This is a genomic window from Parazoarcus communis SWub3 = DSM 12120 (genome assembly GCF_003226565.1).
GTDB lineage: Bacteria > Pseudomonadota > Gammaproteobacteria > Burkholderiales > Rhodocyclaceae > Parazoarcus > Parazoarcus communis.
The window spans coordinates 375,357-400,359 of sequence record NZ_QKOE01000001.1 but is presented as its reverse complement, the minus strand read 5'-3'; the positions used below and the strand labels follow the sequence as shown (position 1 = coordinate 400,359).

Sequence of the window (25,003 nt, the reverse complement as noted above, 5' to 3'; positions counted from 1 at the left end):
CTCGTTTTAGCTTGCTGTAAACAGCGAAGTTCAGTGATAATGCGTGCCCTCCCTGCCGGGATGGCGGAATCGGTAGACGCAGCGGATTCAAAATCCGCCGCCGCAAGGTGTGTGGGTTCGAGTCCCACTCCCGGCACCAGCAGACTCAGTCCTGAGTCGAGAAAGGCGCGGATTCTAGCAGTTTTCCACGCAGGTCTCCGTCGTACTTTCCATTCCAGTCTGTGCCACATCTTGTGATGTGACTCATCCGACGGCTTCGTCTGCCTCCCCCCGCATGGGGGCTGCGCTGCTGATTGCACGTACCGCTGGATGGGTCAGGCGGCGCTCCACCGAAATGGCGTAAAAGGCCTCCTTGACCGTTTCGGCCAGGCCCAGGCAGCGTACGCCGTGTTTCGTGCACACTTCGTCGCCGATCAGGCTGGGTGTTGGGAAAATGCCTGCGCCAGCTTCGCCGAATGCCTTCATCAAAGCACTGTCGTCGAACTCGCCTACGATGCGCGGCCGGATCTTGTGGTCTTCCAGCCAGCGCAGCAAGGGGCGGCGTACCGAAGCCTCTGCACCGGGGAGCAGCAAGGGGGCGCCGTCCAGGCAGCGTGGAAACGACCCCTTCAGCGTACCCGCCAGGGCAGGTGTGGCGAAAAAGCCGACTGCCGACTCCCCCAGTTTGTGGCTGTATCCGCGTACATCCATATTGGGGGGCAGCGGGCTGTCGGCGAGGACCACATCCAGCTTGTGTACCGCCAGTTCTCCCAGTAGCTGGTCGAGTTTGCTCTCCCGGCAAATGATGCGAAAGGGTTCGGTCAGCGCCATCGCCGGCGCCAGCAGCACGTAGGCGATGGCCTTGGGCACAACGTCGGCGACGCCAACGCGAAACGGCAGGGTGCGGCCCGCTGCGCTGCTATGGACTGCATCTTCCAGCTCCGCGCCGAGGCGGAAGATCTCTTCTGCATAGTCGAGCACCATGCTGCCGGTTTCGGTCAGCACCAGGCGGCGGCCCTGGCGGCGGAACAAACTCACCCCCAGAGTGGTCTCCAATGCAGTGATCTGGCCCGACAGCGTTTGCGGTGCCAGTCCGGAGCGTTCACTGGCGCGGGTGATGCCGCCAGCGCGGGCGACACTCCAGAAGTGGTGTAGCTGCTTGTAATTGAGCATTTTGAGACAGTTCGAAAAAAACGGATAAACATTCAGTTGAACCCGGAGTTTATCGAACAGTCTGAGCCTTAGCATCTGAACTGTGTTGGCACAGTAAGGATTTGCCACCAACAAAGGAGACTCAAACATGCGAATCGATCTGCATTGTGACGGTGTTGAAGCAGCCCCCGGGTTGCAGGACTACGTAACCCGGCGGATGCGTTTCGCCATCGGCAAGTTCCGCGACCACATCCAGTGGGCGCGGATCAAGGTGGCTGATGTGAACGGCCCGCGTGGCGGGGCGGACAAGCGTTGTGTGGTGCAACTGCGCTTGCGCAATCTGCCCGATGTGGTGTTTGCCATTACCCAGATCGACGTCCGTGCCGCGGTTGATGAAGCTGCCGACCGGGTGTCCCGGGTGCTGGCACAGCGCCTGCGGCGTAATCGTCATGTCGCGCATCAGCGCTACCCGGCGCTTGATGTGGCAACAGCCTGACTGACCTGTTTGTGCAAAATTAAACTAGACTAGGATCATTGAATCCCTGGACAGGAGAAACAACAGATGGAAAACCGCATTGCTACCATGACCCGGTCGGAAGCCTCGGTGCTGTCCACCAACAAGGTCATCCGTAACACCTACATGCTGCTGTCACTGACGCTGGCGTTCTCGGCAGTCACCGCTGGCATGTCGCTGGCGCTGGGCTTGCCGCATCCGGGCATCATCCTGACCTTGGTGGGTTACTTCGGTCTGCTGTTCCTGACCACCAAGTTCCGCAACAGTGGCCTGGGCATCCTGTTCGTGTTCGCCCTGACCGGCTTCATGGGTTACACCCTTGGGCCGATCCTGTCGCACTACCTGTCGATGCCCAACGGCTCGCAGGTGGTCATGCAGGCGATGGGTGGAACTGCGGCGATCTTCCTCGGACTGTCGGCCTACGCGCTGACTTCGCGCAAGGATTTCTCCTTCATGGGTGGCTTCCTGATGGTGGGCATCCTGGTGGCCTTCCTTGCGGGTCTGGGTGCGGTGTTCTTCGAGATGCCTGCGCTGTCGCTGGCGGTGTCCGCGATGTTCGTGCTGCTGATGTCCGGCCTCATCCTGTATGAGACCAGCAACATCATTCACGGCGGCGAGACCAACTATGTGATGGCAACGGTCACGCTCTACGTTTCGATCTACAACCTCTTCACCAGCCTGCTGCACCTGCTGGGTTTCGCCAACAGCGATTGATACATCCTGTCACGGCAGCAGAGTTGCTTGTGTGAAGACCGCAGGAGCGGGCGTCCCCAGGGGCGCCCGCTCTTTTTTGTTGTTCGGGAGGTTAGATGCGGATGTCAGGTCTGCGGCGACTTCGTTGATCAGAACGCGAGCTTTTGCGCGGCAGGCGTTACAATGGCGCTCGTTTTTTTGCTGGGAACGGTCCGATGAAGACCACCTTTCTGGATTTTGAACAGCCGATCGCCGAACTCGAAGGCAAGATCGAGCAGTTGCGTTTCGTGCAGGACGACTCGGCCGTGGACATCTCCGAGGAGATCGCACGGCTCGAGACCAAGAGCCTGTCGATGACCAAGGACTTGTATGGCAAGCTCACGCCCTGGCAGATTGCCCAGGTCGCGCGCCACCCACAACGTCCTTATACCCTGGATTACGTCAAACACATCTTCACCGATTTTGAAGAGCTGCATGGCGATCGTGCCTATGCCGACGACAAGGCTATCGTGGGTGGGCTGGCGCGTTTCAACGGGCAGAGTTGCGTCGTGATCGGTCATCAGAAAGGGCGCGATACGAAGGAGAAGATCCTGCGTAATTTCGGCATGCCGCGTCCAGAGGGTTATCGCAAGGCAATGCGTCTGATGAAGCTGGCCGAGAAGTTCGGCTTGCCGGTCTTCACCTTCGTCGATACCCCGGGGGCCTATCCCGGCATTGGTGCCGAGGAGCGTGGCCAGTCCGAGGCCATTGGCCACAATCTGTACGTGATGGCCGAACTCAAGGTGCCCTTGATCTGCACCATCATCGGCGAAGGGGGCTCGGGCGGAGCCTTGGCGATCGCGGTGGGTGACCAGGTGATGATGCTGCAGTATTCGACGTACTCGGTGATCTCGCCCGAAGGCTGCGCCTCGATCCTGTGGAAAAGTGCGGACAAGGCCTCCGAGGCGGCAGAGACCATGGGCATTACCGCGGCACGCCTGAAGTCGCTTGGCCTGATCGACAAGATCGTCAATGAGCCGGTCGGTGGTGCGCATCGTGATCATCGTGCGATGTCGCAGAATCTGAAGCGAGCCTTGGGCGATGCATTGCGTCAGGTCGATTCGCTGTCACCTGCTGAGCTGGTGGCGCAACGCATCGAAAAACTGATGAGTTACGGTCGGTTCAAGGAGCAGGCTGCCTGATTCATCGGTGGCCACGGGCATGAGGTCTGCGGCTCGAGCGATGGTCGTGGATCTGCGAGCGCTGGCTGCCGAGGTGCTTCACCGGGCTGCGGTGGGGCCCGGTACAAGGGTGTGTTGTGCGCTGTCGGGCGGCATGGATTCGATCGTGTTGCTTGATGTATTGTGCGCACTGCAACCCAGTCTGGGCTTCCAGCTTTCTGCGGTTCATGTTCACCATGGACTGAGCCCGAATGCAGATGATTGGCTGGCGTTCTGTGAGCGGGTCTGCGCAGCCCGCGGCGTGGCCTTTCAAGCCGTGTGCGTGAACGTGCCGGCCGGCGATCGTGATGGGCTCGAGGGCGCGGCGCGGCGCCAGCGCCATGCGGTATTTGATCGCCAAGACTGTGACTGGATTGCGCTGGGCCACCATCGCGACGATCAGGCAGAAACCGTCTTGTTCCGACTGTTCCGCGGTACGGGCGTGCGTGGTGCTGCCGCAATGGCAGAGATCGATGCACGACCGCTGCGTCAGCCCGGGCGGCTGCGTCCCTTGCTGGCTGCCGGCAGGCCACAGCTTGTCGAGCATGCGCATGTCGCCGGACTCTCGTGGGTCGATGACGAGAGCAATGCGGACTGCCGTTTCGCGCGCAATCGCATTCGTCACCGCATCCTTCCTGAAATTGAGCAGGCCTTTCCCGCTGCCTCAGTTTCGCTGGGCCGGGCGGCAGCGCATTTTCGGGAAGCGGCCGGGCTGCTGGATGACCTGGCCGAACTCGATGCTTGCGCGTGCCGCGGCGATCCCAATTTGGACGACGGCGTGCGTGGCTGGCGCCGGTCAGCCCTGCTTGCCTTGACAGACTCGCGGTTGCTCAACCTGCTGATGTGGCAGATACAGAGGCACGGGATGCTGCCGCTGTCCACCGCGCGCATGCTTGAGGCGGTCCGCCAGTTTCGCGAGGTTGGCGAGCAACGGCCATTCCGCTTGCCACTGGGGGGGCTCGTCTGGCATGCCTATCGGGATCAAGCCTGGCTGGAGGCCTTGGTGTCAGATCTGCCGGTGCCGCAGTCCTGGCAAGGGCTGCCCGGGGCGCATTTGCCATGGGGGGGGGGGCATGTGGTGTTCAAGCGTGCGCAGGGACAGGGGATCGACGAGCGCCACTTTCTGGCTGCAAATGAATGCCGGCTGGATCTGAGGCCGCCTGGCCTGCGTCTGCAGCCTGCTGCCGGCAGGCCGCGACGCAGTTTCAAGAACCTGTGTCAGGAGGCAGCCATCCCGGACTGGTTGAGGGCGCGGCTGCCGGTACTGACGATCGATGGGCAGGTCGTCTGGGTCGGGGGGATTGGCGCTGACCAGGGCTTTGCCTGTCCGCCGGGCCGTGCTGGGGTGTTGCCGGTCTGGCATGCTCAGGCATGATCCGGCCCCCAGGGGCTCAACCCTTGAGCGTGGTCAGCATCTGGGCGAGTTCGACTGCGGAGCGCACCTGCATCTTGTCGAACACCTTCGATCGGTGTGCCTCCACGGTACGCATCGATATCGACAGCTGATCGGCGATCACCTTGTTGTATTTGCCTTCGAGGATCAATTCCATGACCTCACGTTCGCGTGCGGTCAGTGAGGCAAGCCGGCTTTCGACGGTGCCCCGGTCCGCTGCCGCGCGCTGGCGCTCGGTGTCGAGTGCAATGGCGCGTTCGACACGCTCGATAAGCTCGTTGTCCGAGAAGGGTTTCTCGATGAAGTCGAATGCGCCTTTCTTCAGCGCGCTGACCGCCATGGGGACGTCGCCGTGACCGGTGATGAAGATCACCGGCAGGCTGCACTGGCGTTCGATCAAGGTGTCGAAGCATTCCAGTCCGCTCATGCCTTCCATGCGGATGTCGAGCACGATGCAACCACGCCAGTCCGTCTGCCAGGCGTCAAGAAAGGCTTCGGCACTGGGCCATAGCGTGCATTCGACGCCACGGGTGCGGAACTGCCACTGCAATGCGTCGCGAATGGCTTCGTCGTCGTCGATGATGTGGGCGCAGGCCTGGCTCATGGGCGTTCTATCGGTAGCGTGAGGATGAAGATGGTACCGCCAGACGGATTGGGTTCAAACGTCAGGCGACCGTGGTGCAGCTCAGCGATCGAGCGGCAGATGTTCAGGCCCATTCCCATGCCTTCGGCCTTGGTGGTGAAGAAGGGCTGAAACAGGCGGGCGGCGGTTTCGGGGTCAATGCCGCAACCGCGGTCCGTGACCCGGACCTCAAGCATGTGGTTCCGTTGGCGGGTCTGGATCAATACCTGACGCTGCTCGGGTGGCAGGTCTGCCATCGCATCCATGCCGTTGCGGACGAGATTGACCAGGATCTGTTCGATCATCACCGGGTCGGCAGTGATGGGGGGGAGATCCGGTGCGAGTTCGCTGATGATGCGCATCCGGCGCTTGCGCGCATCGGCCTCGATCAGGCCGACCGCGTCGCGGATGACGGTGTTGAGCAACAGCGCCTCGCGTTTGGGTTCTGAACGACGGACGAAGTCGTGTACCCGGCGGATGATCTCCCCGGCCCGGCGGGCCTGGCGGCCGATCTTGTCGTGGATGTCGCGGAGTTCGGCTGCATCCAGCTGACCGGCTTCCAGTCGGTTGATGCACCCGCTGTTGTAGCTGGCGATTGCACCTAGCGGCTGATTCAGTTCATGCGCCAGCGTTGATGCCATCTCCCCCATGGTCACCAGGCGGGATGTAGCCTGCAGGCGTTCGTCCTGCTGGCGCGCCAGCTCACGGGCGCGCTTCTGCTCGGTGATGTCCAGCACCGAACCCATCCACCCACTGTGGTGGCCTTCGGCGTCGATCAGCGGTGCTTCGAAGATGAGCGCATCAAAACGTTCTCCGTTCTTGCGCCTTAACGATACTTCCAGGCCTTCATTGGGTGTGCCGCCCCGCATGACCTGATTGTGCACCTCCATCGTCCGCTCCAGCTGGTCGGGGTCCCAATAAGGCATGGGCGGGCGGGCGCCGAGCAGCTCCTCGGCGCTGTATCCGGTCATCCGGCAGAAGGCCGGATTGACGTGAGTGATGCGCCCCTCTCGGTCGCGCGCGCGCAGGCCGGTGATGACGGAGTCTTCCATGGCCTTGCGGAATGCGGACTCATTGCGTAGCGCCTGCTCGGCAGCCTGGCGGCGCGCGAGCTGACGGCGTAGTTGCCACACACTCCATACGATGATTGCGCCGAACAACACGATGGACGCAATCAACAGAACTGGCATCCAGCGGGTCTCACCCTTGTAGGCGGTGATCTGCAGTGTCAGTCCGTGACCCGGCGGCTCGAATGGCGTGGTATAGCTGCGCTGCGCGGCGAGCGGGGCGATCTTGGATTTCGCCGCGATCTCTCGGCCGTCCGGGTCGAGCACTGCAACCCGGTAGCGCTCGGAGAACCACCAGGGCAATTCGCGGGTGACCAGGTCGGACAGGGAGTAGATTGCGACCACCACGCCAGCAAAACGCTCCTCCGACCATGTGGGTACATGCACTTCAAAGTGATGGCGTCCCCCAACGACCGGATAGGCGGGGCCATAGACCGGGCGCCCCACGGCGCGTGCCAGCTTCATCACCGATTCTGCTGGAACTGCACCGTCGGCTTCGCCAACGAGACCGGAGTCGAGCACTGGAGGGAGGGCGCCCATGATCTGTCCGTCGGCATTGATCCACAGGACGCGGACAATGCCGCGATCCTGGCTCATCAACTGCCGCAGCTGCGCGTCTGCCTGCGCGCTGGGGCGCTCGGCTGTCAGCAGCTCGACGCCAAGCTGTTGCAGCAAGGCTTCGTTGCGATCGAGCTGAAAGCGCAGGTTCTGCTCCATCCACAGCACATCGGTGATCAAGGTCGTCTGCTGCTCGTCCGCATCGTACTCGCGGGTCAGCCACACCAGCAGCGCAATGGCCCCCAGAAACAGCACCAGCGCGGCATAGGGCAGGCTACCGATCCAGGCATTGCGCGGAGCAGGGGGGGCTTCGAGTGTTGTGGTGGCCGGCATCGGGGGGAGGGAGGCAGGAGGGGCTGCTATCGAATGGCCTTATGGCCCGATCGTTTGTGTTTGCGGTATTCCACAATAGCGTCGTTCGGGCCCTCGGAACAATACTTCGCCACCTTTCGGCAGGTCTGTACCTGCAGAAAATCCGGTCTCGCGGGGCAGACGAGGCACGCGACCGGTTCGAAAACGCATTCAGTGCGTAGGTTTTTCAACTGGAGGAGATGTGAGATGAAGATTCGTACACTGTTTCTGGGTCTGATCGCTGCCGGCCTGTCTGCGACTGCCGTGGCCGCTGACCCGATCGTGATCAAGTTCAGCCACGTCGTGGCACAGGATACGCCCAAGGGCAAGGCTGCCGAGAAGTTCAAGGAGCTGGCCGAGAAGTACACCAGCGGTGCGGTCAAGGTTGAAGTCTACGCCAACAGCACGCTGTACAAGGACAAGGAAGAGATGGAAGCGCTGCAACTGGGCGCGGTCCAGCTGCTGGCGCCGTCGCTGGCCAAGTTCGGGCCGCTCGGCGTGCGTGAGTTCGAAGTGTTCGACCTGCCTTACATCTTTGACGGCTACGAAGCCTTGAACAAGGTCACGCAAGGTCCGGTTGGCGCCCAACTGCTGGCCAAGCTCGAGCCCAAGGGCATCAAGGGCCTGGCTTTCTGGGATAACGGCTTCAAGTCCTTCTCCGCCAACACTCCGATCAAGAAGCCGGAAGACCTGCGTGGCAAGAAGATGCGCATCCAGTCGTCCAAGGTGCTGGAAGAGCAGATGCGCGAGGTGAAGTCGCTGCCTCAGGTGATGGCCTTCTCCGAGGTGTATCAGGCACTGCAGACCGGCGTGGTCGACGGGACCGAGAACCCGCACTCCAACCTCTTCACCCAGAAGATGCACGAAGTGCAGAAGCACATGACCCTGACCGATCACGGTTACCTGGGTTATGCCGTCATCACCAACAAGAAGTTCTGGGACGGTCTGCCGGCTGAGGTTCGCACCCAGCTCGACAAGGCCATGGTCGAATCCACTGCCTACGCCAATCAGATCGCCAAGGAAGAGAACGACAAGGCGCTGGCCGGCGTACGGGCTTCGGGCAAGACCGAGGTCTATACCCCGACCGCCGAAGAGAAGGCAGCCTTCAAGAAGGCGCTGGTTCCGGTTCACAAGAAGATGGAGTCGCGGATCGGTGCTGAACTGATCCAGTCCATCTACAAGGAAACCGGCTTCGACCCGGCCAAGCTGTAATTCTCTTGCCTCAACCCAGCAGCGCCCGTCAGGCTCGATTGATCTGACGGGCGTTTTTTCGGGGGAAAACAATCATGAACAAGCTTCTCGACCGCCTCGAGGAGTTCATCATCGGCGCCCTGATGGCAGTGGCAACGATCGTGATCTTCGTCTCGGTGGTGCATCGTTACCTGTCTGGATACGAAATTCCCTTGGTCCAGGACTGGTTGCTCGAAATGAATGTCGGCTGGGCACAGGAGTTCTGCATCATTCTCTTCGTGTGGATGGCCAAGTTCGGTGCCGCCTATGGCGTGCGAACCGGCATTCACGTGGGTGTCGACATCCTCGTTAACAAGCTGACGGGTGGTTCGCGTGCGGCCTTGATTCAGATCGGGCTTGTATGTGGGGTCGTCTTTACCGGATTGATCGGTGTGTTTGGCGCACTCTTCGTCTGGGAAAACGGTATGGCTTACGAGACGCTGTCCTTGTTCGGCCGTGATACAGGCGACTTTTTCGAAGGCCCCACCACACCCGACCTCGAATGGCCGACCTGGATTGTGTATTCGGCCGTACCGCTGGGGTCCTTCCTCATGTGTTACCGCTTCCTGCAGGTCATGATGAGTTTTGCGCGAACCGGTGAGCTGCCCAGCCATGATCATGGTCACGTTGAGGGGCTCGACGAGGACCAGGACGAGAATGTGCTGCTCGAAGGGGAGGCAATCTCGATTGCTGAAGATATAGAGCACGGTCGCCGCGATGCTGATGCGAAGCGTCCTGGTTCGGGCAAGTGAAGGAGACGAAGTCATGACCAATACGATTGCAATTTTTGGCCTGCTCGTCGTCCTGATGGCGATCGGCATGCCGGTAGGTGTGGCGCTTGGCCTCACGGTGCTGAGTTTCATGTTCATCTTCACAGATGTGCCGCTCGAGTCAGTGGCACTCAAGATGTTCACCGGCATCGAGAAGTTCGAGATCATGGCGATTCCGTTCTTCATCCTGGCAGGTAATTTTCTGACTCACGGCGGTGTGGCTCGCCGGATGATCAACTTTGCCACGGCAATGGTGGGCCATCTGCGCGGCGGTCTCGGCATGTCCGCAGTGCTGGCCTGCGCCCTGTTCGCTGCGGTTTCCGGATCCAGTCCGGCGACTGTCGTCGCAATCGGTTCCATCCTGATCCCGGCGATGATCAAGCAGGGCTATCCAGTGCGCTTTGGTGCCGGGGTGGTGGCGTCTGCTGGCGGTCTGGGTATCCTGATCCCGCCTTCGATCGTCATGGTGATGTACTCGGTGACGACCAATTCTTCGGTCGGTGCGTTGTTCATGGCGGGTGTCATTCCCGGTTTGCTGCTAGCGTTCATGCTGGGGCTGACGACTTGGTATGTGGCTCGCAAGAACAACTACCCGACGCTGCAGAAGGTCAGCTGGGGGGATCGCTTCAAGGCCTTCCGCAAGGCTTTCTGGGGTCTGATGTTGATCGTGGTGGTGATGGGGGGCATCTACTCCGGCATGTTCACGCCGACCGAAGCGGCTGCAATGAGCGCGGTGTACGCCTTCATCATTGCCGTGTTCGTGTACAAGGATCTAACCTTCAAGCAGATTCCGCGTGTGCTGCTGGATTCGGCGAACATGAGCGCGATGCTGCTGTTCATCATTGCCAGCGCGGTCTTGTTCTCCTTCATCCTGACCAGTGAGCAGATCCCTCAGCGCATGGCCGATGCGATCGTTGCCAGTGGTATGGGACCGATCGGCTTCCTGATCGTGGTGAACGTCCTGCTGCTGGTCGCCGGTGCGCTGATGGAGCCGTCGTCGATCATCCTGATCCTGGCGCCGATCCTGTTTCCGGTGGCGGTTGCGTTGGGTATCGACCCGATCCATTTCGGTGTGATGATCGTGGTGAATATGGAGATTGGCATGATCACACCACCTGTTGGCCTCAACCTCTTCGTCGCCAGTGGTGTGACCAAGGCAGGCCTGACCGAGATGAGCAAGGCGGTCATGCCGTGGTTGTACACGATGCTGGTGTTCTTGATGATGATCACCTACATCCCGAGCATTTCCACCTTCCTGCCCAAGGCGTTGGGCATGATGTAAGCGTCTTGTGCGCTAGGCAGTACAGCGGAACCCGGCGTCAAGCCGGGTTTTGTTTTTGCTATGGGCGCATAATCGTGGCTGTTTGTTGAAAACGTCGTGTGACGCCAGGGGGGCAGAATGAACACCATCCGCAGGAATCCGCCGAAACCGGTGCCGAGCCAGATCGAGGGTACGCTCAAGTTGCGTCGTGCCGCTCGTGACGAGACTGTTGCGCCGGAGACTGCCGGACAGGACCGGGGGCGCCAGCCGCCATCCCCGCCGCGTGAGCGACGCGAAGACCGCGGCGCGACGGGTCAGCAGAAGCGCAGCGATCAGCGTGAGTCGCGCTCGCCGGCACGTCCGGGAAGGGATGAAGCGGGTTCGGCGACTGAAGGTCGGCGCGACGATCGTTCCGCTCGCCCGGCGGGAAACGCGCGACGTGGCGAGGCTGGCGAACGCGGGGCACGTGCGCCGCGTGGTGAGCAAGGACGGCCTGCAGGCAAGCCGACGGGGGCCGCGCAGAGGCGAAGCGATCGTGCAGTGGGGCATTCCGCACCAACGTCAGCACCCGCCCGGGTGCCGGGGCCGCCTGTGACGCCCCGAACCTCCACGGCCGAGGGTGTGCGCTTGTCCAAGGTCATGGCGGATCGCGGCATCTGTTCGCGTCGGGAGGCGGATGAACTGATCGAACGTGGCTGGGTTTTTGTGGATGGCAAGCGGATTTCCGAACTAGGGGTACGCATCGATCCAGATGCACGCATCGTGCTGGCGCCCGAAGCCCGACGGCAGCAGGCCGAGCGCGTCACCATCCTGCTGCACAAGCCCGTTGGCTATGTCTCGGGCCAGCCAGAGCCAGGCTATCAGCCTGCGGTATCGTTGATCGGTCCGGACAATCAGTTCGACCGCGACACCGCCCAGCGTTTTCATCCTTCGGTGTTCAAGGGGCTGGCGCCGGCCGGGCGGCTGGATATCGACTCCACCGGCCTGCTGGTGCTGACTCAGGACGGCAGGGTGGCACGACAGCTGATCGGCGACGACTCCGAGGTGGAAAAGGAGTATCTGGTCCGGGTAGAAGGGCAACTGGCCGAGAACGGACTTGCGCTGCTCAACCATGGCTTGTGGCTGGACGATCGGCCGTTACGCCCGGCCAAGGTCGAGTGGATCAACGAAGACCAGTTGCGCTTCGTGCTGCGCGAGGGGCGCAAACGTCAGATCCGGCGCATGTGCGAACTCGTTGGACTGAAGGTCGTTGGCCTGAAGCGGGTACGGATCGGCAAGGTAAAGCTGGGCGATCTACCCTTGGGGCAGTGGCGTTTCCTGACCGAGGACGAAGGCTTCGCCTGACGATGACAGCCACCGACTGCGCTGTGCGGGTCGGTGGCTGTTTGTTTCGTTGGGGGTATGGGTGTGCCTCCTTGGCCATTCAGTGGGCGGCTTTGGTACGACGGCGTGATACGGGTTTTGCCAACCGTTCGGCGTCTTCTTCCGACAGACCGCTGACCGGCGTGAAACAGCCGTCCAGCGGGCATTCGCGTCCGGGCGGACACTCGTGTTCGCGTGCGCATTCAGCCTGTGTCTCATCCAGCAGGACGAGTTCCCGGACGGCCTCGCAGCGGCCGATGGGGGAGTCGAAAATGCTCATGATGGTCTCCTCGAATACCAGAGCGTGACGGATGCACGCTCTTTCATTTCCGCTTTGTTTCAATCTAGTGACTGAATCGGCTTCTTGCTGATCGATCTGACTTCGGGTTGACCTGGGTCAATCGCGGGCGGGGACGTCTGACGCCTTGCGTCGGCCGCCTGGGTGCAACGCAGGTCACGAAAAGGTCCTGCTCCACGGATCCAGCCCGGACCGGGCGAGATCTGGGCACAATGCCCCTGGCCGTCGATCCGGCTGTGCCACCAGTACCAGGGTGCAGGTGCCGGGTAGAGCTTGGTGGCCAGCGCCAGCAGCGCAAGTCCGGAAACCAGCTGAGCGGGTGTCGGCATCGGGCTACTCCGCACGTAGGGCGTCTACGGCATTCAGACCTGCGGCGCGGCGAGCCGGCAACACCCCCGCGAGCAGGCCGATCAATACCGCGATCGCTTCCGCAAACACGACGAAATGCCACGGGGTGGCGACAGGCAAGGCAGGTACCAGCACGCCGACCAGGGCGGCCAGGCCGCTGCCGAGCAATAGCCCGAACAAGCCGCCGAGTGCAGCCAGGACGATGGCTTCGCCGAGGAACAGGCCGAGAATGGTCCGTCGTTTTGCACCCAAAGCGACCAGCAGGCCAATCTCGCCCGTGCGTTCGGACACGGCGATGGTCATGATGGTGACGATGCCCACCCCGCCGACCAGCAGCGAAATGCCACCGAGTGCCCCGACGGCCGCGGTGAGGATGCCGAGAATGTTCGATAGGCTGGCAAGCATGTCCTCCTGGGTGGTGAGGGTGAAATCCTCGCGCCCATGACGCGCGGTCATCAGCGAGCGGACTGCTGCGGCCACCAGCGTCGCGGGTGTGCCTTCGGCGTAGCTGATGTTGATTTCCATCAGTCCGTCGCGCTGGTACAGCGCCAGCCCACGCACGGCCGGGATGTAGGCGGTGTCGTCCAGGTCCATGCCCAGGAACTGGCCCTTTTCTTCCATGACGCCGATCACCCGGTAACGTTCCCCGCCGATCTGGACGCGCTCGCCCAGTGCATCCGCATGGCCGAACAACTCGCGCTTCAGCGTGGCCCCAAGTACGACGAAGGGGCGTGCCGTGCTGGCATCGTCTGGTGGCAGGAAGCGTCCGCTGCGCACGGTCATCGAGTACATCCGGTCCATGTCGGCACCCACGCCCATCACCAGGGTACGCCGGACCCGGCCGTTGGCGCGGACTTCCGCATTGCCCGATACCGCAGGGGTGACGCCGGTCACCAAGGGGAGTCTTGCCACTGCTGCGGCATCCTCCAGTGTCAGGTCCCGGGTGGTGGATGGCAGGCCGGGTGGACCGCCGCGTGCGCCCAGGCGACCGGGGCTGAGCTGGATGATGTTGGTACCGAACTGGGTAAACTCCTTCAGCACGAAGCGGTGCAGGCCTTCGCCAATCGAGGTCAGCAGGATCACTGCGGCAATGCCGACGGCGATGCCCAGCAGGGTCAGGAAACTGCGTAGCCGATGCGCGATCAGGGCGCGTAGCGCAAGCAGTGCGAAGTCCCGCCAGCGCATCGTTTCAGCCCCCGCGCCTGGACAGGGCTTGCACGGGGTCGAGGCGCGCTGCGCGCCGCGCCGGCATGACGCCGAACACAAGCCCGGTCGCCAGTGCGGTGCCGACGCCCGCGATCACTGCCCAGTCCGGTGGCCAGGCCGGCAGCACAGGCCAGAGCAGGCGGATCACCCAGGCGCCGGCCTGGCCCAGCCCGTATCCTGCGGCCGCGCCTGCAAGTGACAGCAGCAAGGCTTCAACGATGAATGCGTTGCGGATGTCGGTGGTATTGGCCCCCAGGGCCTTCAGCAGGCCAATTTCGCCAGTGCGCTGGGTAACGGCGACCAGCATCACATTCATCACCAGAATGCCTGCCACTGCCAGGCTGATCCCGGCGATACCGGCTACGGCCAGTGTCAGCGCGCCCAGGATGCGGTCGAAGGTGCCGAGGATGGCATCCTGGGTGATCAGGGTGACGTCGAGTTCGCCATCGCGACGGGCCTGCAGGATCTGTTCGATCTGGCGCTGTGCGGGGATCAATGCCTCGCGACTGCTGGCCTCGGCCATGATGCGGAACAAGGTATTGGTGTTGAACATGGCTTGCGCGGTCGCGACTGGTACGATGACCAACTCGTCGTGGCTCATGCCCAGTCCCTTGGCGGCGGGGGCCAGCACGCCGATGACGCGCAGGCGGCGGTCACCGACGCGGATCATGCGGCCGACGGCGGGCTCGCTGCCGAACAGCTCCTTGCGGATCAGGCTGCCGATGACGGCGACGGCGCTGGCCTGTTTGTCCGCTTCAGGTGGCAGGAAGCGGCCCTGGTTGAGGTCGAGCAGGCGGATGCCGGCATAGTCCGAGGTGGTGCCCAGCACCATCACCTCACGAAGTTTGCCGCCAACGGCAATCTCGGAGTTACCCACGGACAAGGGGGCGACGCGGTGCACCAGGGGCGCGCGCGTCAGCGCGGCCGCGTCCGCTACGGTGAGGTCGCGGGGCGTGCCAGTGATGAAGCTGCCGGGATTGACGCCACCGGTTTCGGTGCGGCCAGGTAACACGATGATCAGGTTGGCGCCGAGCGAGGCAAACTCGTCGACCACATAGCGGCGGGCGCCGTCGCCCAGCGCGGTCAGCACCACCACCGCGGCCACACCGATCGACATGGCCAGTACCATCAGGGCAGTGCGCAAGGGATAGGCTGCCGCGGCCCGGCTGGCAAAGCGCAGGGTGTCGGCCGGCGTCATCGTGTCATGTCAGATGCCAGGACATCGTCGACGATGGCACCGTCTTCCATCATCAGCCTGCGGTTTGCACGGGCGCCCATCGCAGGGTCGTGGGTGACCACGATCAGCGTGGTACCGCCAGCGTTGAGCGCTTCGAGCAACTCGGTGACCTCTTGCCCGGTGTGACGATCCAGATTGCCGGTCGGCTCGTCGGCCAGCAGCATCGCGGGCTGCATGATGGTGGCACGGGCGATGGCCACGCGCTGGCGCTGGCCACCGGAAAGCTCCTCCGGGCGATGGCGGGCCCGGGACTCCAGGCCGAAGTCGTGCAGCGCCCGCGCCACCCGAGCGTCGCGCTCGGCAGGTGGCATGCCCGACAGCATCAAGGGCAGGGCGATGTTTTCTGCTGCACTCAGACGGGGAACCAGATGAAAGCTCTGGAACACGAAGCCGATGCGATCGCGTCGCACTGCAGCCTGCTCATCCCCCGATAGTGCGGTGACGTCGCGGCCTTCGAGCCGGTAATGGCCGGCATCGGGACGGTCGAGCAGGCCCAGCAGGTTGAGCAGGGTGGACTTGCCGGAGCCCGAGGGGCCCATGATTGCCAGATACTCGCCGGCAGAAACGGCAAGTTCGATATTGCGCAGGGCGTGAACCCGGCTGTCACCCAGGGTGAAGGTGCGCTCGATGCCGGCCAGTTCGATCTGCGCCATGACGGGCCCTAGGGTGCTGAGCCGTCTGCCACAGCATGCACCCCGGCGCGCACGCCTTCCCGCTCAAGCGAGGTCACGACCTGGTCGCCGGCATTGAGCCCTTCCAGCACCTCGACGGCGTCCCAGTTGGCCAGGCCCGTCTTCAATGTACGTTCGACGAGCATGCCGTCCTGACCGAGCACCAGCACGCGGTTCCCTTCGCGCAGTGCGGAGGCCGGCAGACGAAGCACGTCGTCGCGCGCATCGAGCACGATCTCGACGTCGGCGCTGTAGCCGACAAGCAGTCCTTGAGCCTGCTCGGGATGGACGAAATCGATATCGACCTCGACCGTGCGGGCTTGCTTCTCGACCGCGGTGATATACGGGGCGATGCGCTTGACCCTACCTTCGAAGCTTTGGCCGGGCAAGGCCTCGAGGCTGACCCGGACGGACTGACCTGGATGGATCTTGGGGGCATCGACCTCGTCCATTGGCGCCTTGACGTAAAGGCAGCTGTCGTCGATCAGGTCGATTGCCGGTGGTGTCGGCACGCCAGGCGGTGAGGGGGTGGAGTATTCGCCGAGCTCGCCGGTGATCTTGGCGACGGTACCTGCAAAGGGGGCAATCAATACAGTGCGCTGACGCTCGGCCTCAATGGCCTCGATCTGGGCCTGGGCCGTTACCGCGTCCGTGCGCAGGGTGTCGCAGGCGGCACGGCGGGCGCTGGCATCGGCGCGGGCGCGCTCTTCCACGCTGGCCGAGACAAAGCCGCGGCGTACCAGTTGCGCCTGGCGTTCAGCTTCGCGTTCGGCGTTGGCGGCCAGCGTGCAGGTCTCACGTTGGCGTTGGGTTGCGGTGGCCAACTGTGCACGACTGACCGCCAGACGCGCGTCGAGATCTCCATGCCACAGGCGCATCAGCACCTGCCCGGCTTCCACGCGATCGCCCTCGCGTACGGTCAGGGTCTCGATCCGCCCACCGATGATGGTGGACATCTTTGTCCGCTGACAGGCTTCGATCTCGCCAGCGCGGGTGTTGGCAATGCTGGCTTCCACCCTGCCACGCGTGATTTCATGCACGGTGACCGCCAGCGGTGTCGGCCGTGTCAGCCACCAGCCCCCTGCGAGCACCGCAATGCCGGCAAGGGCAAGCATCAGGCTACGACGGGCAAGGGGGGGCATGGCGGTCTCGCAGGTCAGGTTGTCATCTGCCGCTGGGCGGTAAGGCAGTGGTTTGCCGGGACAGAAAGTGGATCACTTGCCGCCTTTGGCCCACGAGTCCTTCAGTGTGACAGTCCGGTTGAATATCGGAGCACCATCCCGGGTGTCACGCCGGTCGGCAACGAAGTAACCGTGACGCTCGAACTGAAAGCGCTCTTCCGGTTTTGCGCTCCGCAACGACGGCTCGAGCCAAGCGGTGATGACGCGTTTGGAGTCCGGGTTGATGTCGTCGAGGAAGTTACGCTCTACGCCCTCGGCATCGCCTTCGCGACGCTGGCCGGGGTGGGGATGGGCAAACAGGCGGTCGTACAGGCGCACCTCGCTGCGGTAGCCATGCTCGGCCGAAACCCAGTGCAGATTGCCCTTGACCTTGTAGTTGTCTGCGCCCGGGGTGCCGGACTTGGAGTCCGGCATGTATTCCGCAAGCACCTTGATGACCTTGCCATTGGCGTCCTTTTCGCAGCCAGTGCATTTGACCACATAGCCATAACGCAGACGGACGGTGTTGCCCGGGTAGAGGCGGTGGAAGCCCTTGACCGGCTCTTCCATGAAATCCTCACCTTCGATCCACAGCTCGCGGCTGAAGGGCATGTCACGCTTGCCCAGTTCGGGCTTGAGCGGGTGGTTGGGCGCCTGGCACAGCTCGCCATGCCCTTCCGGGTAGTTGGTGATCACCAGCTTGAGCGGGTCGAGTACCGCAACGCGGCGTTCGGCTGCGTCGTTGAGATGCTCGCGCATGCACTCCTCGAGCACGCTCATGTCGATCCAGGTGTCCGACTTGGTCACGCCGATGCGCTCGGCAAAGAGGCGGAAGCCCTCGGCAGTAAAACCGCGACGCCGTGCGCCGATCAGCGTCGGCAGGCGGGGGTCGTCCCAACCGCCAACATGGCCTTCATCCACCAGCTGGATCAGTTTGCGCTTGGACAGCACGACGTAGGTGAGGTTGAGGCGGGCGAACTCGATCTGCTGGGGCAGCGGCCGCGGGAAGTGGCCGGCACTGGCCAGGGCGTCGAGCAGCCAGTCGTAGAAGGGGCGCTGGTCCTCGAACTCGAGGGTGCAGATCGAGTGGGTGATGTTCTCGATGGCGTCCTCGATCGGGTGAGCAAAGGTGTACATCGGGTAGATGCACCAGTTGTCGCCCGTCCGGTGATGGGTGGCCTTGCGGATGCGGTAGATGGCTGGATCACGCAGGTTGATGTTGGGACTGGCCATGTCGATCTTCGCCCGCAACACATGGGTGCCGTCGGCAAACTCGCCAGCACGCATGCGCGCGAACAGGTCGAGGTTCTCATCGATCGAACGCTTGCGCCACGGGCTGTCCTTGCCCGGCTCGGTCAGCGTGCCGCGCAGGGCACGCATCTCCTCGGCTGACAGCGAATCGACATAGGCCTTGCCTGTCTTGATCAGGCTGACTGCGCAGGCGTACATGATGTCGAAGTAGTCTGAGGCGAAGTACAGGTGCGGGCCCCAGTCGAAGCCCAGCCACTGCACTGACTCGATGATGGCGTCGACATACTCCTGGTCTTCCTTTTCAGGGTTGGTGTCATCAAAGCGCAGGTGACAGACACCGCCGTACGACTGGGCGAGGCCAAAGTTCAGGCAGATCGACTTGGCATGGCCGTAATGCAGGTAGCCGTTGGGCTCGGGGGGGAAGCGGGTTTCCACCCGGCCGCTCCACTTGCCGCTGGCGTTGTCGTCATCGACGATGTTGCGCACGAAGTTGCTGGCGGGAGCTGGGGCGGGTTTGGTGTCTTTCGGGTTCATCAGCGGGAACGGATCCGGTTTGCGGCGCAGTGGCGCCGGGGTTGCAGCGGCAAATGGACTGAATTGTAGCCGATGACGGGCATTGCCGCGGTAGGCGGGGGCTGCCGTGCCTGGCGCTGCGGAGCTGGTGTGGCTGGGGCGCGGGCAGACGTTCGCGGCCTTCGGCTTCCCGTTGGGTAGGGTATCCTGGCGGCGTCGGCGCAAACCCGGTCGCTGCGCGCCCTCAAACATGCGCCGCCTTGTTCCCGCCAGGATACCCTACCCAACGGCGCTCTCGACAGCCTGCGCCCCAGCCACACCAGCCCCTTCATTTGTCGGCTCGCTTCAAGAAAATCGGTCACCCGGGTCCGCTAAAATGCCGCACATGTTCATCCATCAGAGCGACACATGCTGCAGTACATGAATCAACTCGAGCAATGGCTGAGGCGTGTCACCGGCGGGGACGAATCTACAACCTTGCTGCTGCAGGTCTTCATCATTGTGCTCGGCGTCGTGGTGGCCAACTTCTTCCTGCGCCGCTTGCTCAGCCGGTTGGAGGACAAGACCCGCCATACGCCCAACCCGTGGGATTTTGCCCTGGTGTCGGCGGCACGTCAGCCCGCGACCGTACTGGCCTGGGTCATCGGCGTTGCCTTTGCCGCCGAGGTGGTGCAAGCCGAGACCGAGGCTGCGGTGTTCGGTGCGATCGAGCCGGTACGTACCGTCGGTGTGATTGCCTGCCTGACGTGGTTTCTGGTGCGCTTCATCGGTAATGTGCAGGACGCGGTGGTGGCCAGGCGTGTTGCGCGTGGCGAGGCGATTGACCGGACCACTGTCGACGCCATTGGCAAGCTGCTGCGGGTGTCAGTGCTGATCACCTCCGTACTGGTAGGGCTGCAGAGCCTGGGCTTCTCGATCTCCGGCGTCCTGGCTTTTGGCGGGATCGGTGGCATTGCGGTCGGCTTTGCCGCCAAGGATCTGCTGGCAAACTTCTTCGGTGGGCTGATGGTTTACCTTGATCGGCCCTTTGCCGTCGGTGACTGGATCCGCTCGCCCGACAAGCAGATCGAGGGTACGGTGGAGGAGATCGGCTGGCGCCTGACCCGCATCCGTACCTTCGACAAGCGTCCGCTCTACGTGCCCAATGCGGTGTTTACGCAGATCACCGTCGAGAATCCGTCACGCATGACCAACCGCCGCATCAACGAGACCATCGGTTTGCGTTACGACGATGTGCACAAGGTGGCGGCCATCGTTGCCGACATCAAGGCAATGCTGCGCGCGCATCCGGAGATTGACCAGGATCAGACGATGATCGTCAATTTCACCCAGTTCGCAGCTTCGTCACTGGACATCATGGTCTATACCTTCACTCGCACCACTGCATGGGTCGCGTTTCATGAGATCAAGCAGGATGTGATGCTGAAAATCGCTGACATCGTGACACGTCATGGCGCTGAGATCGCCTTTCCGACGCGTACGCTGCACGTTGCAGGTACGCAGCTGATCGCCGAAGCGCCGCCGGTCTCGGCGGCGTCCTGATGCGTTTGCATTGCCGGTTGCTCAGGCATGGAAGTCATTGTGGGTTCGGTGCCGACAGCGCCGGTGTGCGCCTCTGCGCCCGTTTGGTGTTGCCTGATGGCCTGTCGGGTCAATAGACTGCACGTTCAAGAAACAGGGGAGTGACATGAGTCTGGCTGCTTTTGCCGCCGTCGGCCTGGGGGCGGCATGTGGTGCATGGCTGCGCTGGGGGCTGGGGGTGTGGCTCAATCCGGTGTTCGTCGCGATCCCGCTCGGCACTTTGGTTGCGAATCTTGTCGGTGGCCTGCTGATGGGCGTCGCGTTGGCGGTGATCCAGCTCTGGCCGACCCTGTCGCCCGCGCTCAAGCTGTTGCTGACGACCGGACTGCTCGGTGGGTTGACCACGTTCTCGACCTTCTCTGCCGAGGTGTTTCACCTGCTGCAGCGCGGTGCACTGGGCTGGCTGGGGCTGCACCTGATGGCGCATGTGGGCGGGTCGGTGTTGATGACCTGGGCTGGGTACAGTCTGTTCCAGGCAATGCGTGCCTGAACCGATACGGATTGTTGCACTCCAACCGGTGATGCTGCCAAGGCGGCACGGGACAATGTCCTGACTTCCCGGAACATACTCGGAGACACAATCATGAAAAAAACGCTCGTTTCCCTCAGTATCGTCAGCCTTGTTCTTGGTGGTTGCGCCAACATGAACGAGACTCAACGCGATACGGGTACCGGTGCTGCCATCGGTGCAGTCGCGGGTGCCGTGCTGGGTGCTGCGACCTCGGGCAAGGGCAACCGGGGTGAGGCGGTTGCCATCGGTGCGGCTGCGGGTGCGGCTGTCGGCGCGGGTGGCGGCTACCTGTGGTCGCAGCGCATGCAGCAGCAACGGGCCGCGATGGAGCAGGCTACCCAGGGCACTGGCGTCGGCGTCAGCCAGACGGCCGACAACCGGCTCAAGCTGGACATTCCCAGCGACATCTCCTTTGATACCGGGCGCTACGACATCAAGCCCAACATGCGTCCGGTGCTTGATCGGCTGGCGTCCAGCCTGAATGAGCACCCCGTCACCACGGTCACCATCATTGGCCACACTGACAGCACAGGCTCTGATTCGATCAACAACCCCTTGTCGGTCAATCGTGCGGCTGCAACCCGCGATTACCTGACGGCTCGCGGAGTGTCGCCCAGCCGTATTGCAATTGACGGCCGTGGCTCACGTGAACCGGTTGCCGACAATGGCAGCGTGGCCGGACGGGCGATGAACCGTCGTGTCGAGATCTTCATTGCCGAGGCGGCTCGCTGAAATTGAAGTGTGTCGCTGCCGGTGCTCAGTTCTTGAGTTTCGGCAGTGGCGCCAGCAAGGCGGCGATGTCGGCTTCACCGAACTTGGCGAGTGCGCTGGCATCTTCGGACAGCACGCTGGCCGCCAGTGCGGCCTTGCGCTCCTGCAGCGACAGGATGCGCTCCTCGATGCTGCCGGCGCAGATCAGCTTGAACACGAATACCGGCTTGTCCTGGCCGATACGATGGGCGCGGTCGGTGGCCTGGTTTTCGGCGGCAGGGTTCCACCACGGGTCGTAATGGATGACGGTGTCGGCCGCGGTCAGGTTGAGGCCGACACCGCCCGCTTTAAGGCTGATCAGGAACACCGGCGCACGGCCTTTCTGGAAATCCTCGACCGGTACCCTGCGATCGCGGGTGTCGCCGGTCAGGCTCACCCAGCCGATGCCCGCCTCGTCCAGTTCGTTGGCGATCAGTGCCAGCATCTGGGTGAATTGGGAGAACACCAGGATGCGCCGGCCCTCATCGATCAGCTCGGGTAGCATGTCCATCAGCAGATCGAGCTTGGCGCGTTCCTTGACCTTGAGTGCAGCAGGCGATTTGAGCAGACGGGGATCGCAGCATACCTGCCGCAGCTTCAGCAGCGCATCCAGGATGACGATCTGACTGCGCGCAAAGCCGCGGTCGGCGATTTCTGCGCGGATCTTGTCATCCATCGCGGCGCGCACGGTTTCGTATAGGTCACGCTGGCCGCCTTCAAGTCCCACGCTGCGTACGATGATGGTCTTGGGGGGAAGTTCGGTGGCAACGTCTTCCTTGCGCCGGCGCAGGATGAAGGGTTTGAGACGGGCTGCCAGCAGGTCCCGCCGTTCAGAGTCATTGAGTTTCTCGATCGGGGTGCGCCAGACCTTGGTGAACTCCTTCTGACTGCCGAGGAAGCCAGGTAGCAGAAAGTCGAACTGGGCCCAAAGTTCGCCCAGGTTGTTCTCCAGTGGCGTGCCCGTCAGGCCCAGGCGGTGACGGGCCTTGATCTGACGGATCACCTGCGCCCCCTTGCTGGCGGCGTTCTTGACCGTCTGAGCCTCGTCCAGGATCAGCAGGCTCCATTCGCGGGCGTGCAGGGCGTCCGCGTCGCGCCATAGTAGCGGGTAGGTCGTCAGTGCGACATCGACCCCGTCAAGTTCATCGAAGCGGTCGTGACGTCCGGCACCGTGCAGATTAAGCACTTTCAGCTTCGGCGTGAAGCGGGCGGCTTCAGCCTGCCAGTTGAATACCAGAGAGGTTGGCAGGACGACCAGTGCCGGTTTGTCGAGCCGGCCAGCCAGCTTTTCGGTCAGCAGGTGGGCAAGGGTCTGGGCAGTCTTGCCCAGGCCCATGTCGTCGGCGAGGATGCCCGCAAGGTCATGGCGCACGAGGTGTTGCAGCCAGGCCAGGCCTTCGAGCTGATAGGGACGCAGGTCGGCCTTGAAGCCCCGAGGAGTCTTCACCTTGGCGATGCCCTCGCTGTTGCGCAGGCGCTGTGCAATTGCGGCCAGTTGCTCGGCACCGCGGCCAGGGAGTTCCAGTTCGGCAAGTCGGGGCGCGTCGAAGCGCGACAGGCGCAGGTCGTCGCCCCCTCGCGAGAACAAATCCACCAGTGCCCGCACCAGTGGCTTGAGTCGGCCGGCCGGCATGCGCAGACGGCCGAGCTCTTCATGGTGCAGGACGATGGCCTCATTGTCGGCGATCTGATCGATGCGGCCCGACAGCCAGCGTTCGTCCTGGCCGAACAGTTCGGTCAGCAGCGGGGCGAGGGCGACCGGCTTGCCGTCGACCTCGATGCCTGGTGAAATCGACAGCCATTCGCCGGCCTCATCCACGTCGAGTACCAGCGCGTCGATGTCGATGGCGTGATGGCGGAAGTCGGCAGGCATGTCGACCTCCCAGCCTTCTGAACGGAGTGCAGGCACTTCGTTGGCGGTGAACTCGGCCCAGATGTCCTCGGCATCGAGGCCCAACAGGTGCTGAGGAATACTGTCGTAGCCACCATGTACCCGGCCAGGTGGTACCTTGTGCAGGCCGGCGCGGCTCAAGCGCCGGGCGGCTGCGAGCTCGGCCCGGGTGTCGCGCTCGAGGCGCGCGGTGCGGCCGTCGGGCAAGGCGTGGAAAAGCGCCTGGTCGTGGGCATCGATCAGCAGGCTGTCGTAACGGAACGCCAGGGTGGCGTAGTCGAAGCGGTCGACGCCATAGCGCGGATAATTACGGAAGTTGACGCCGAATACGTCCAGGGTGCCGAGTCTGAGCACCGGGACTGGAGGGCCGCCAATGCGCTCGGCCGGGGTGGCGGCGGTGGTTGGCTTGGGCAGGGCGGGCGCCATGTCGTCCAGGGTGTCGGCCACCAGTTCGGCTTCGGCCGGTGTCAGTGGGGGCAGCCAAAGCAGGCGCACGACCTGTTCGGGGCGCCCGTCCAGGGTGATCACGCCCGCTTGATGCTGCTTGCGGTCGACATACCAGGGCGGGACAACCGGCAGTACGACATCGGCCACGGGGGTGATGCGCAGGGCGGGCGCCCGGCGCCCGTCGGCGGTGGTCAGCCATTCGAGCTGGCCCGGGCGTCCGTCTCCGCGCATGAGCGGCGGATTGCCCAGGTTCTCGAAATGGAGGCGCCCGCTTTCGAGCAGCTGCGGCAGTAGTGATTCGGTATTGCGCCCTGCCACTGGCAAGGCGTTCTCGTAGGCCAGACCACGAGGGCGGTGCCCCCAGAGCTGACGCAGGATGTCGAGGTCGCGATCATCGACGAAGGATGGGGGGGCGTCGAGTGCCCGTTCGAAGTTGCTCCAGCTTTCGTCGCCGCGAATCTGGCCGTTGCGGTCGAGCCTGACCTTGAAGCAGGACACCACATACTGGCGGGTTTCGGGGTGAAAGCGCAGTACGTAGCGCAAGCCATGGGTCGCCGAACTTGACCTCGCGGGTTTCACTTCGGGCGCGCTGGCCAGCCGGAAGGCCTCTACCCACGCGAGCACTTGCTCACGCGGACGATTGGGGTCACGTCGTTGCTCCAGCCAGGCGAGCAGGGTGGCGGCGACATGCTTGCAGTTCGAGCCTACCGGGCAGGTGCAACTGGCCTGCAGGCCTCGACCCGCCCAAGGATGGTTATGAATGCGCAGACTGACTACATAGGGTTTTGGGGTGGTGCCCTGGACGCGGGCAGTCAGGGTGTCGCCGTCGGAGAACAGATCGCTGACGGCACGCAGATAGCTCCGACCCTTGTCCAGCTCACGTTTGCCCAGCCAGGTGCGGACGTCTGCTTCTGTGTAGTTGGCCAGGGTGTTCATGCTTGAGGCTTGCAAGGGTGGGGTCACAAGGGGGCGACGAGCCAAACCCGCA

The 25,003-nt window shown here is 63.0% G+C and carries 22 protein-coding genes and 1 tRNA gene; 12 read left to right on the top strand and 11 right to left on the bottom strand.

Features of this window, described 5'->3' with window-relative positions; translation table 11 throughout:
- The first annotated feature begins 54 nt into the window (after positions 1-54).
- A tRNA-Leu gene (locus DNK49_RS01875) sits at positions 55-139 on the top strand.
- A gap of 104 nt (positions 140-243) precedes the next feature.
- On the opposite strand, the gene nhaR is transcribed toward DNK49_RS01875, so the two are convergent.
- Positions 244-1,152, bottom strand: coding sequence for a transcriptional activator NhaR (nhaR, locus tag DNK49_RS01870; RefSeq protein WP_110522603.1), 909 nt, complete (start codon positions 1,150-1,152; stop codon positions 244-246).
- A 127-nt stretch (positions 1,153-1,279) separates the two neighbouring features.
- Between nhaR and DNK49_RS01865 the strand changes: the two genes are divergently transcribed.
- From DNK49_RS01865 to tilS, 4 genes are all read left to right on the top strand, one after another.
- The gene (locus DNK49_RS01865; protein ID WP_110522602.1) at positions 1,280-1,627 is read left to right on the top strand and encodes an HPF/RaiA family ribosome-associated protein; all 348 of its coding nucleotides are present in this window, start codon (positions 1,280-1,282) and stop codon (positions 1,625-1,627) included.
- A 66-nt stretch (positions 1,628-1,693) separates the two neighbouring features.
- Positions 1,694-2,359: a Bax inhibitor-1/YccA family protein gene (locus DNK49_RS01860; protein ID WP_110522601.1), complete on the top strand. Its 666-nt coding sequence runs from the start codon at positions 1,694-1,696 to the stop codon at positions 2,357-2,359.
- Positions 2,360-2,553: 194 nt separating this feature from the next.
- Positions 2,554-3,519 carry an acetyl-CoA carboxylase carboxyltransferase subunit alpha gene (locus tag DNK49_RS01855; protein WP_110522600.1) on the top strand — a complete coding sequence of 322 codons (966 nt, stop codon included), beginning with the start codon at positions 2,554-2,556 and terminating at the stop codon, positions 3,517-3,519.
- A gap of 46 nt (positions 3,520-3,565) precedes the next feature.
- Entirely contained in the window at positions 3,566-4,912 is a 1,347-nt protein-coding gene (tilS, locus tag DNK49_RS01850; protein ID WP_424444905.1) for a tRNA lysidine(34) synthetase TilS, read from the top strand.
- Between the two features lie 16 nt (positions 4,913-4,928).
- Here tilS and DNK49_RS01845 read toward each other — a convergent pair whose 3' ends face one another.
- Positions 4,929-5,534, bottom strand: a complete 606-nt coding sequence (locus tag DNK49_RS01845; RefSeq protein ID WP_110522598.1) for a response regulator transcription factor — start codon at positions 5,532-5,534, stop codon at positions 4,929-4,931.
- A complete protein-coding gene (locus tag DNK49_RS01840) occupies positions 5,531-7,510 on the bottom strand; it encodes a two-component system sensor histidine kinase NtrB (RefSeq protein ID WP_207806860.1) in 1,980 nt (659 codons plus the stop codon). The genes DNK49_RS01845 and DNK49_RS01840 overlap by 4 nt, the downstream gene beginning before the upstream one ends.
- A gap of 225 nt (positions 7,511-7,735) precedes the next feature.
- Here DNK49_RS01840 and DNK49_RS01835 point away from each other — a divergent pair, with 225 nt between their 5' ends.
- The 4 genes from DNK49_RS01835 to DNK49_RS01820 all read left to right on the top strand — a co-directional run bounded on the left by DNK49_RS01835 (position 7,736) and on the right by DNK49_RS01820 (position 12,133).
- Complete coding sequence (locus tag DNK49_RS01835; RefSeq protein ID WP_110522597.1) at positions 7,736-8,740, top strand: TRAP transporter substrate-binding protein; 1,005 nt, start codon at positions 7,736-7,738, stop codon at positions 8,738-8,740.
- 74 nt (positions 8,741-8,814) lie between these two features.
- On the top strand, positions 8,815-9,510 hold the full coding sequence (locus tag DNK49_RS01830; RefSeq protein ID WP_110522596.1) for a TRAP transporter small permease: 696 nt from the start codon (positions 8,815-8,817) through the stop codon (positions 9,508-9,510).
- A 13-nt stretch (positions 9,511-9,523) separates the two neighbouring features.
- Positions 9,524-10,810 (top strand): TRAP transporter large permease, encoded by a 1,287-nt coding sequence (locus tag DNK49_RS01825; RefSeq protein WP_110522595.1) that lies wholly within the window; start codon positions 9,524-9,526, stop codon positions 10,808-10,810.
- A gap of 117 nt (positions 10,811-10,927) precedes the next feature.
- Positions 10,928-12,133 carry a pseudouridine synthase gene (locus DNK49_RS01820; protein ID WP_110522594.1) on the top strand — a complete coding sequence of 402 codons (1,206 nt, stop codon included), beginning with the start codon at positions 10,928-10,930 and terminating at the stop codon, positions 12,131-12,133.
- 79 nt (positions 12,134-12,212) lie between these two features.
- On the opposite strand, the gene DNK49_RS01815 is transcribed toward DNK49_RS01820, so the two are convergent.
- From DNK49_RS01815 to DNK49_RS01785, 7 genes are all read right to left on the bottom strand, one after another.
- On the bottom strand, positions 12,213-12,431 hold the full coding sequence (locus DNK49_RS01815) for a hypothetical protein (RefSeq protein WP_110522593.1): 219 nt from the start codon (positions 12,429-12,431) through the stop codon (positions 12,213-12,215).
- Positions 12,432-12,490: 59 nt separating this feature from the next.
- Positions 12,491-12,778 (bottom strand): hypothetical protein, encoded by a 288-nt coding sequence (locus DNK49_RS01810; RefSeq protein ID WP_110522592.1) that lies wholly within the window; start codon positions 12,776-12,778, stop codon positions 12,491-12,493.
- Between the two features lie 4 nt (positions 12,779-12,782).
- Positions 12,783-13,982 carry an ABC transporter permease gene (locus DNK49_RS01805; RefSeq protein ID WP_110522591.1) on the bottom strand — a complete coding sequence of 400 codons (1,200 nt, stop codon included), beginning with the start codon at positions 13,980-13,982 and terminating at the stop codon, positions 12,783-12,785.
- Positions 13,983-13,986: 4 nt separating this feature from the next.
- The gene (locus DNK49_RS01800) at positions 13,987-15,201 is read right to left on the bottom strand and encodes an ABC transporter permease (RefSeq protein WP_110522590.1); all 1,215 of its coding nucleotides are present in this window, start codon (positions 15,199-15,201) and stop codon (positions 13,987-13,989) included.
- Complete coding sequence (locus DNK49_RS01795; protein ID WP_110522589.1) at positions 15,198-15,893, bottom strand: ABC transporter ATP-binding protein; 696 nt, start codon at positions 15,891-15,893, stop codon at positions 15,198-15,200. The genes DNK49_RS01800 and DNK49_RS01795 overlap by 4 nt, the downstream gene beginning before the upstream one ends.
- 8 nt (positions 15,894-15,901) lie before the next feature.
- A complete protein-coding gene (locus tag DNK49_RS01790; RefSeq protein ID WP_110522588.1) occupies positions 15,902-17,053 on the bottom strand; it encodes an efflux RND transporter periplasmic adaptor subunit in 1,152 nt (383 codons plus the stop codon).
- A gap of 72 nt (positions 17,054-17,125) precedes the next feature.
- Positions 17,126-18,856 (bottom strand): glutamine--tRNA ligase/YqeY domain fusion protein, encoded by a 1,731-nt coding sequence (locus DNK49_RS01785; protein WP_110522965.1) that lies wholly within the window; start codon positions 18,854-18,856, stop codon positions 17,126-17,128.
- A 387-nt stretch (positions 18,857-19,243) separates the two neighbouring features.
- Between DNK49_RS01785 and DNK49_RS01780 the strand changes: the two genes are divergently transcribed.
- The 3 genes from DNK49_RS01780 to DNK49_RS01770 all read left to right on the top strand — a co-directional run bounded on the left by DNK49_RS01780 (position 19,244) and on the right by DNK49_RS01770 (position 21,659).
- Positions 19,244-20,377: a mechanosensitive ion channel family protein gene (locus tag DNK49_RS01780; protein ID WP_207806859.1), complete on the top strand. Its 1,134-nt coding sequence runs from the start codon at positions 19,244-19,246 to the stop codon at positions 20,375-20,377.
- 145 nt (positions 20,378-20,522) lie between these two features.
- Positions 20,523-20,906 carry a fluoride efflux transporter CrcB gene (gene crcB, locus DNK49_RS01775; protein WP_110522587.1) on the top strand — a complete coding sequence of 128 codons (384 nt, stop codon included), beginning with the start codon at positions 20,523-20,525 and terminating at the stop codon, positions 20,904-20,906.
- A 93-nt stretch (positions 20,907-20,999) separates the two neighbouring features.
- Positions 21,000-21,659, top strand: coding sequence for a YiaD family glycine zipper/OmpA-like lipoprotein (locus tag DNK49_RS01770; RefSeq protein ID WP_110522586.1), 660 nt, complete (start codon positions 21,000-21,002; stop codon positions 21,657-21,659).
- 25 nt (positions 21,660-21,684) lie between these two features.
- On the opposite strand, the gene DNK49_RS01765 is transcribed toward DNK49_RS01770, so the two are convergent.
- A complete protein-coding gene (locus DNK49_RS01765; RefSeq protein ID WP_110522585.1) occupies positions 21,685-24,951 on the bottom strand; it encodes a DEAD/DEAH box helicase in 3,267 nt (1,088 codons plus the stop codon).
- Positions 24,952-25,003: the final 52 nt, after the last annotated feature.

Excerpts from the sequence above, each read along its gene's own strand:
- nhaR (WP_110522603.1), bottom strand. The coding sequence starts at position 1,152 with ATGCTCAATTACAAGCAGCTACACCACTTCTGGAGTGTCGCCCGCGCT.
- DNK49_RS01865 (WP_110522602.1), top strand. The coding sequence starts at position 1,280 with ATGCGAATCGATCTGCATTGTGACGGTGTTGAAGCAGCCCCCGGGTTG.
- DNK49_RS01860 (WP_110522601.1), top strand. The coding sequence starts at position 1,694 with ATGGAAAACCGCATTGCTACCATGACCCGGTCGGAAGCCTCGGTGCTG.
- DNK49_RS01855 (WP_110522600.1), top strand. The coding sequence starts at position 2,554 with ATGAAGACCACCTTTCTGGATTTTGAACAGCCGATCGCCGAACTCGAA.
- DNK49_RS01845 (WP_110522598.1), bottom strand. The coding sequence starts at position 5,534 with ATGAGCCAGGCCTGCGCCCACATCATCGACGACGACGAAGCCATTCGC.
- DNK49_RS01840 (WP_207806860.1), bottom strand. The coding sequence starts at position 7,510 with ATGCCGGCCACCACAACACTCGAAGCCCCCCCTGCTCCGCGCAATGCC.
- DNK49_RS01835 (WP_110522597.1), top strand. The coding sequence starts at position 7,736 with ATGAAGATTCGTACACTGTTTCTGGGTCTGATCGCTGCCGGCCTGTCT.
- DNK49_RS01830 (WP_110522596.1), top strand. The coding sequence starts at position 8,815 with ATGAACAAGCTTCTCGACCGCCTCGAGGAGTTCATCATCGGCGCCCTG.
- DNK49_RS01825 (WP_110522595.1), top strand. The coding sequence starts at position 9,524 with ATGACCAATACGATTGCAATTTTTGGCCTGCTCGTCGTCCTGATGGCG.
- DNK49_RS01820 (WP_110522594.1), top strand. The coding sequence starts at position 10,928 with ATGAACACCATCCGCAGGAATCCGCCGAAACCGGTGCCGAGCCAGATC.
- DNK49_RS01815 (WP_110522593.1), bottom strand. The coding sequence starts at position 12,431 with ATGAGCATTTTCGACTCCCCCATCGGCCGCTGCGAGGCCGTCCGGGAA.
- DNK49_RS01810 (WP_110522592.1), bottom strand. The coding sequence starts at position 12,778 with ATGCCGACACCCGCTCAGCTGGTTTCCGGACTTGCGCTGCTGGCGCTG.
- DNK49_RS01805 (WP_110522591.1), bottom strand. The coding sequence starts at position 13,982 with ATGCGCTGGCGGGACTTCGCACTGCTTGCGCTACGCGCCCTGATCGCG.
- DNK49_RS01800 (WP_110522590.1), bottom strand. The coding sequence starts at position 15,201 with ATGACGCCGGCCGACACCCTGCGCTTTGCCAGCCGGGCCGCGGCAGCC.
- DNK49_RS01795 (WP_110522589.1), bottom strand. The coding sequence starts at position 15,893 with ATGGCGCAGATCGAACTGGCCGGCATCGAGCGCACCTTCACCCTGGGT.
- DNK49_RS01790 (WP_110522588.1), bottom strand. The coding sequence starts at position 17,053 with ATGCCCCCCCTTGCCCGTCGTAGCCTGATGCTTGCCCTTGCCGGCATT.
- DNK49_RS01785 (WP_110522965.1), bottom strand. The coding sequence starts at position 18,856 with ATGAACCCGAAAGACACCAAACCCGCCCCAGCTCCCGCCAGCAACTTC.
- DNK49_RS01780 (WP_207806859.1), top strand. The coding sequence starts at position 19,244 with ATGCTGCAGTACATGAATCAACTCGAGCAATGGCTGAGGCGTGTCACC.
- crcB (WP_110522587.1), top strand. The coding sequence starts at position 20,523 with ATGAGTCTGGCTGCTTTTGCCGCCGTCGGCCTGGGGGCGGCATGTGGT.
- DNK49_RS01770 (WP_110522586.1), top strand. The coding sequence starts at position 21,000 with ATGAAAAAAACGCTCGTTTCCCTCAGTATCGTCAGCCTTGTTCTTGGT.
- DNK49_RS01765 (WP_110522585.1), bottom strand. The coding sequence starts at position 24,951 with ATGAACACCCTGGCCAACTACACAGAAGCAGACGTCCGCACCTGGCTG.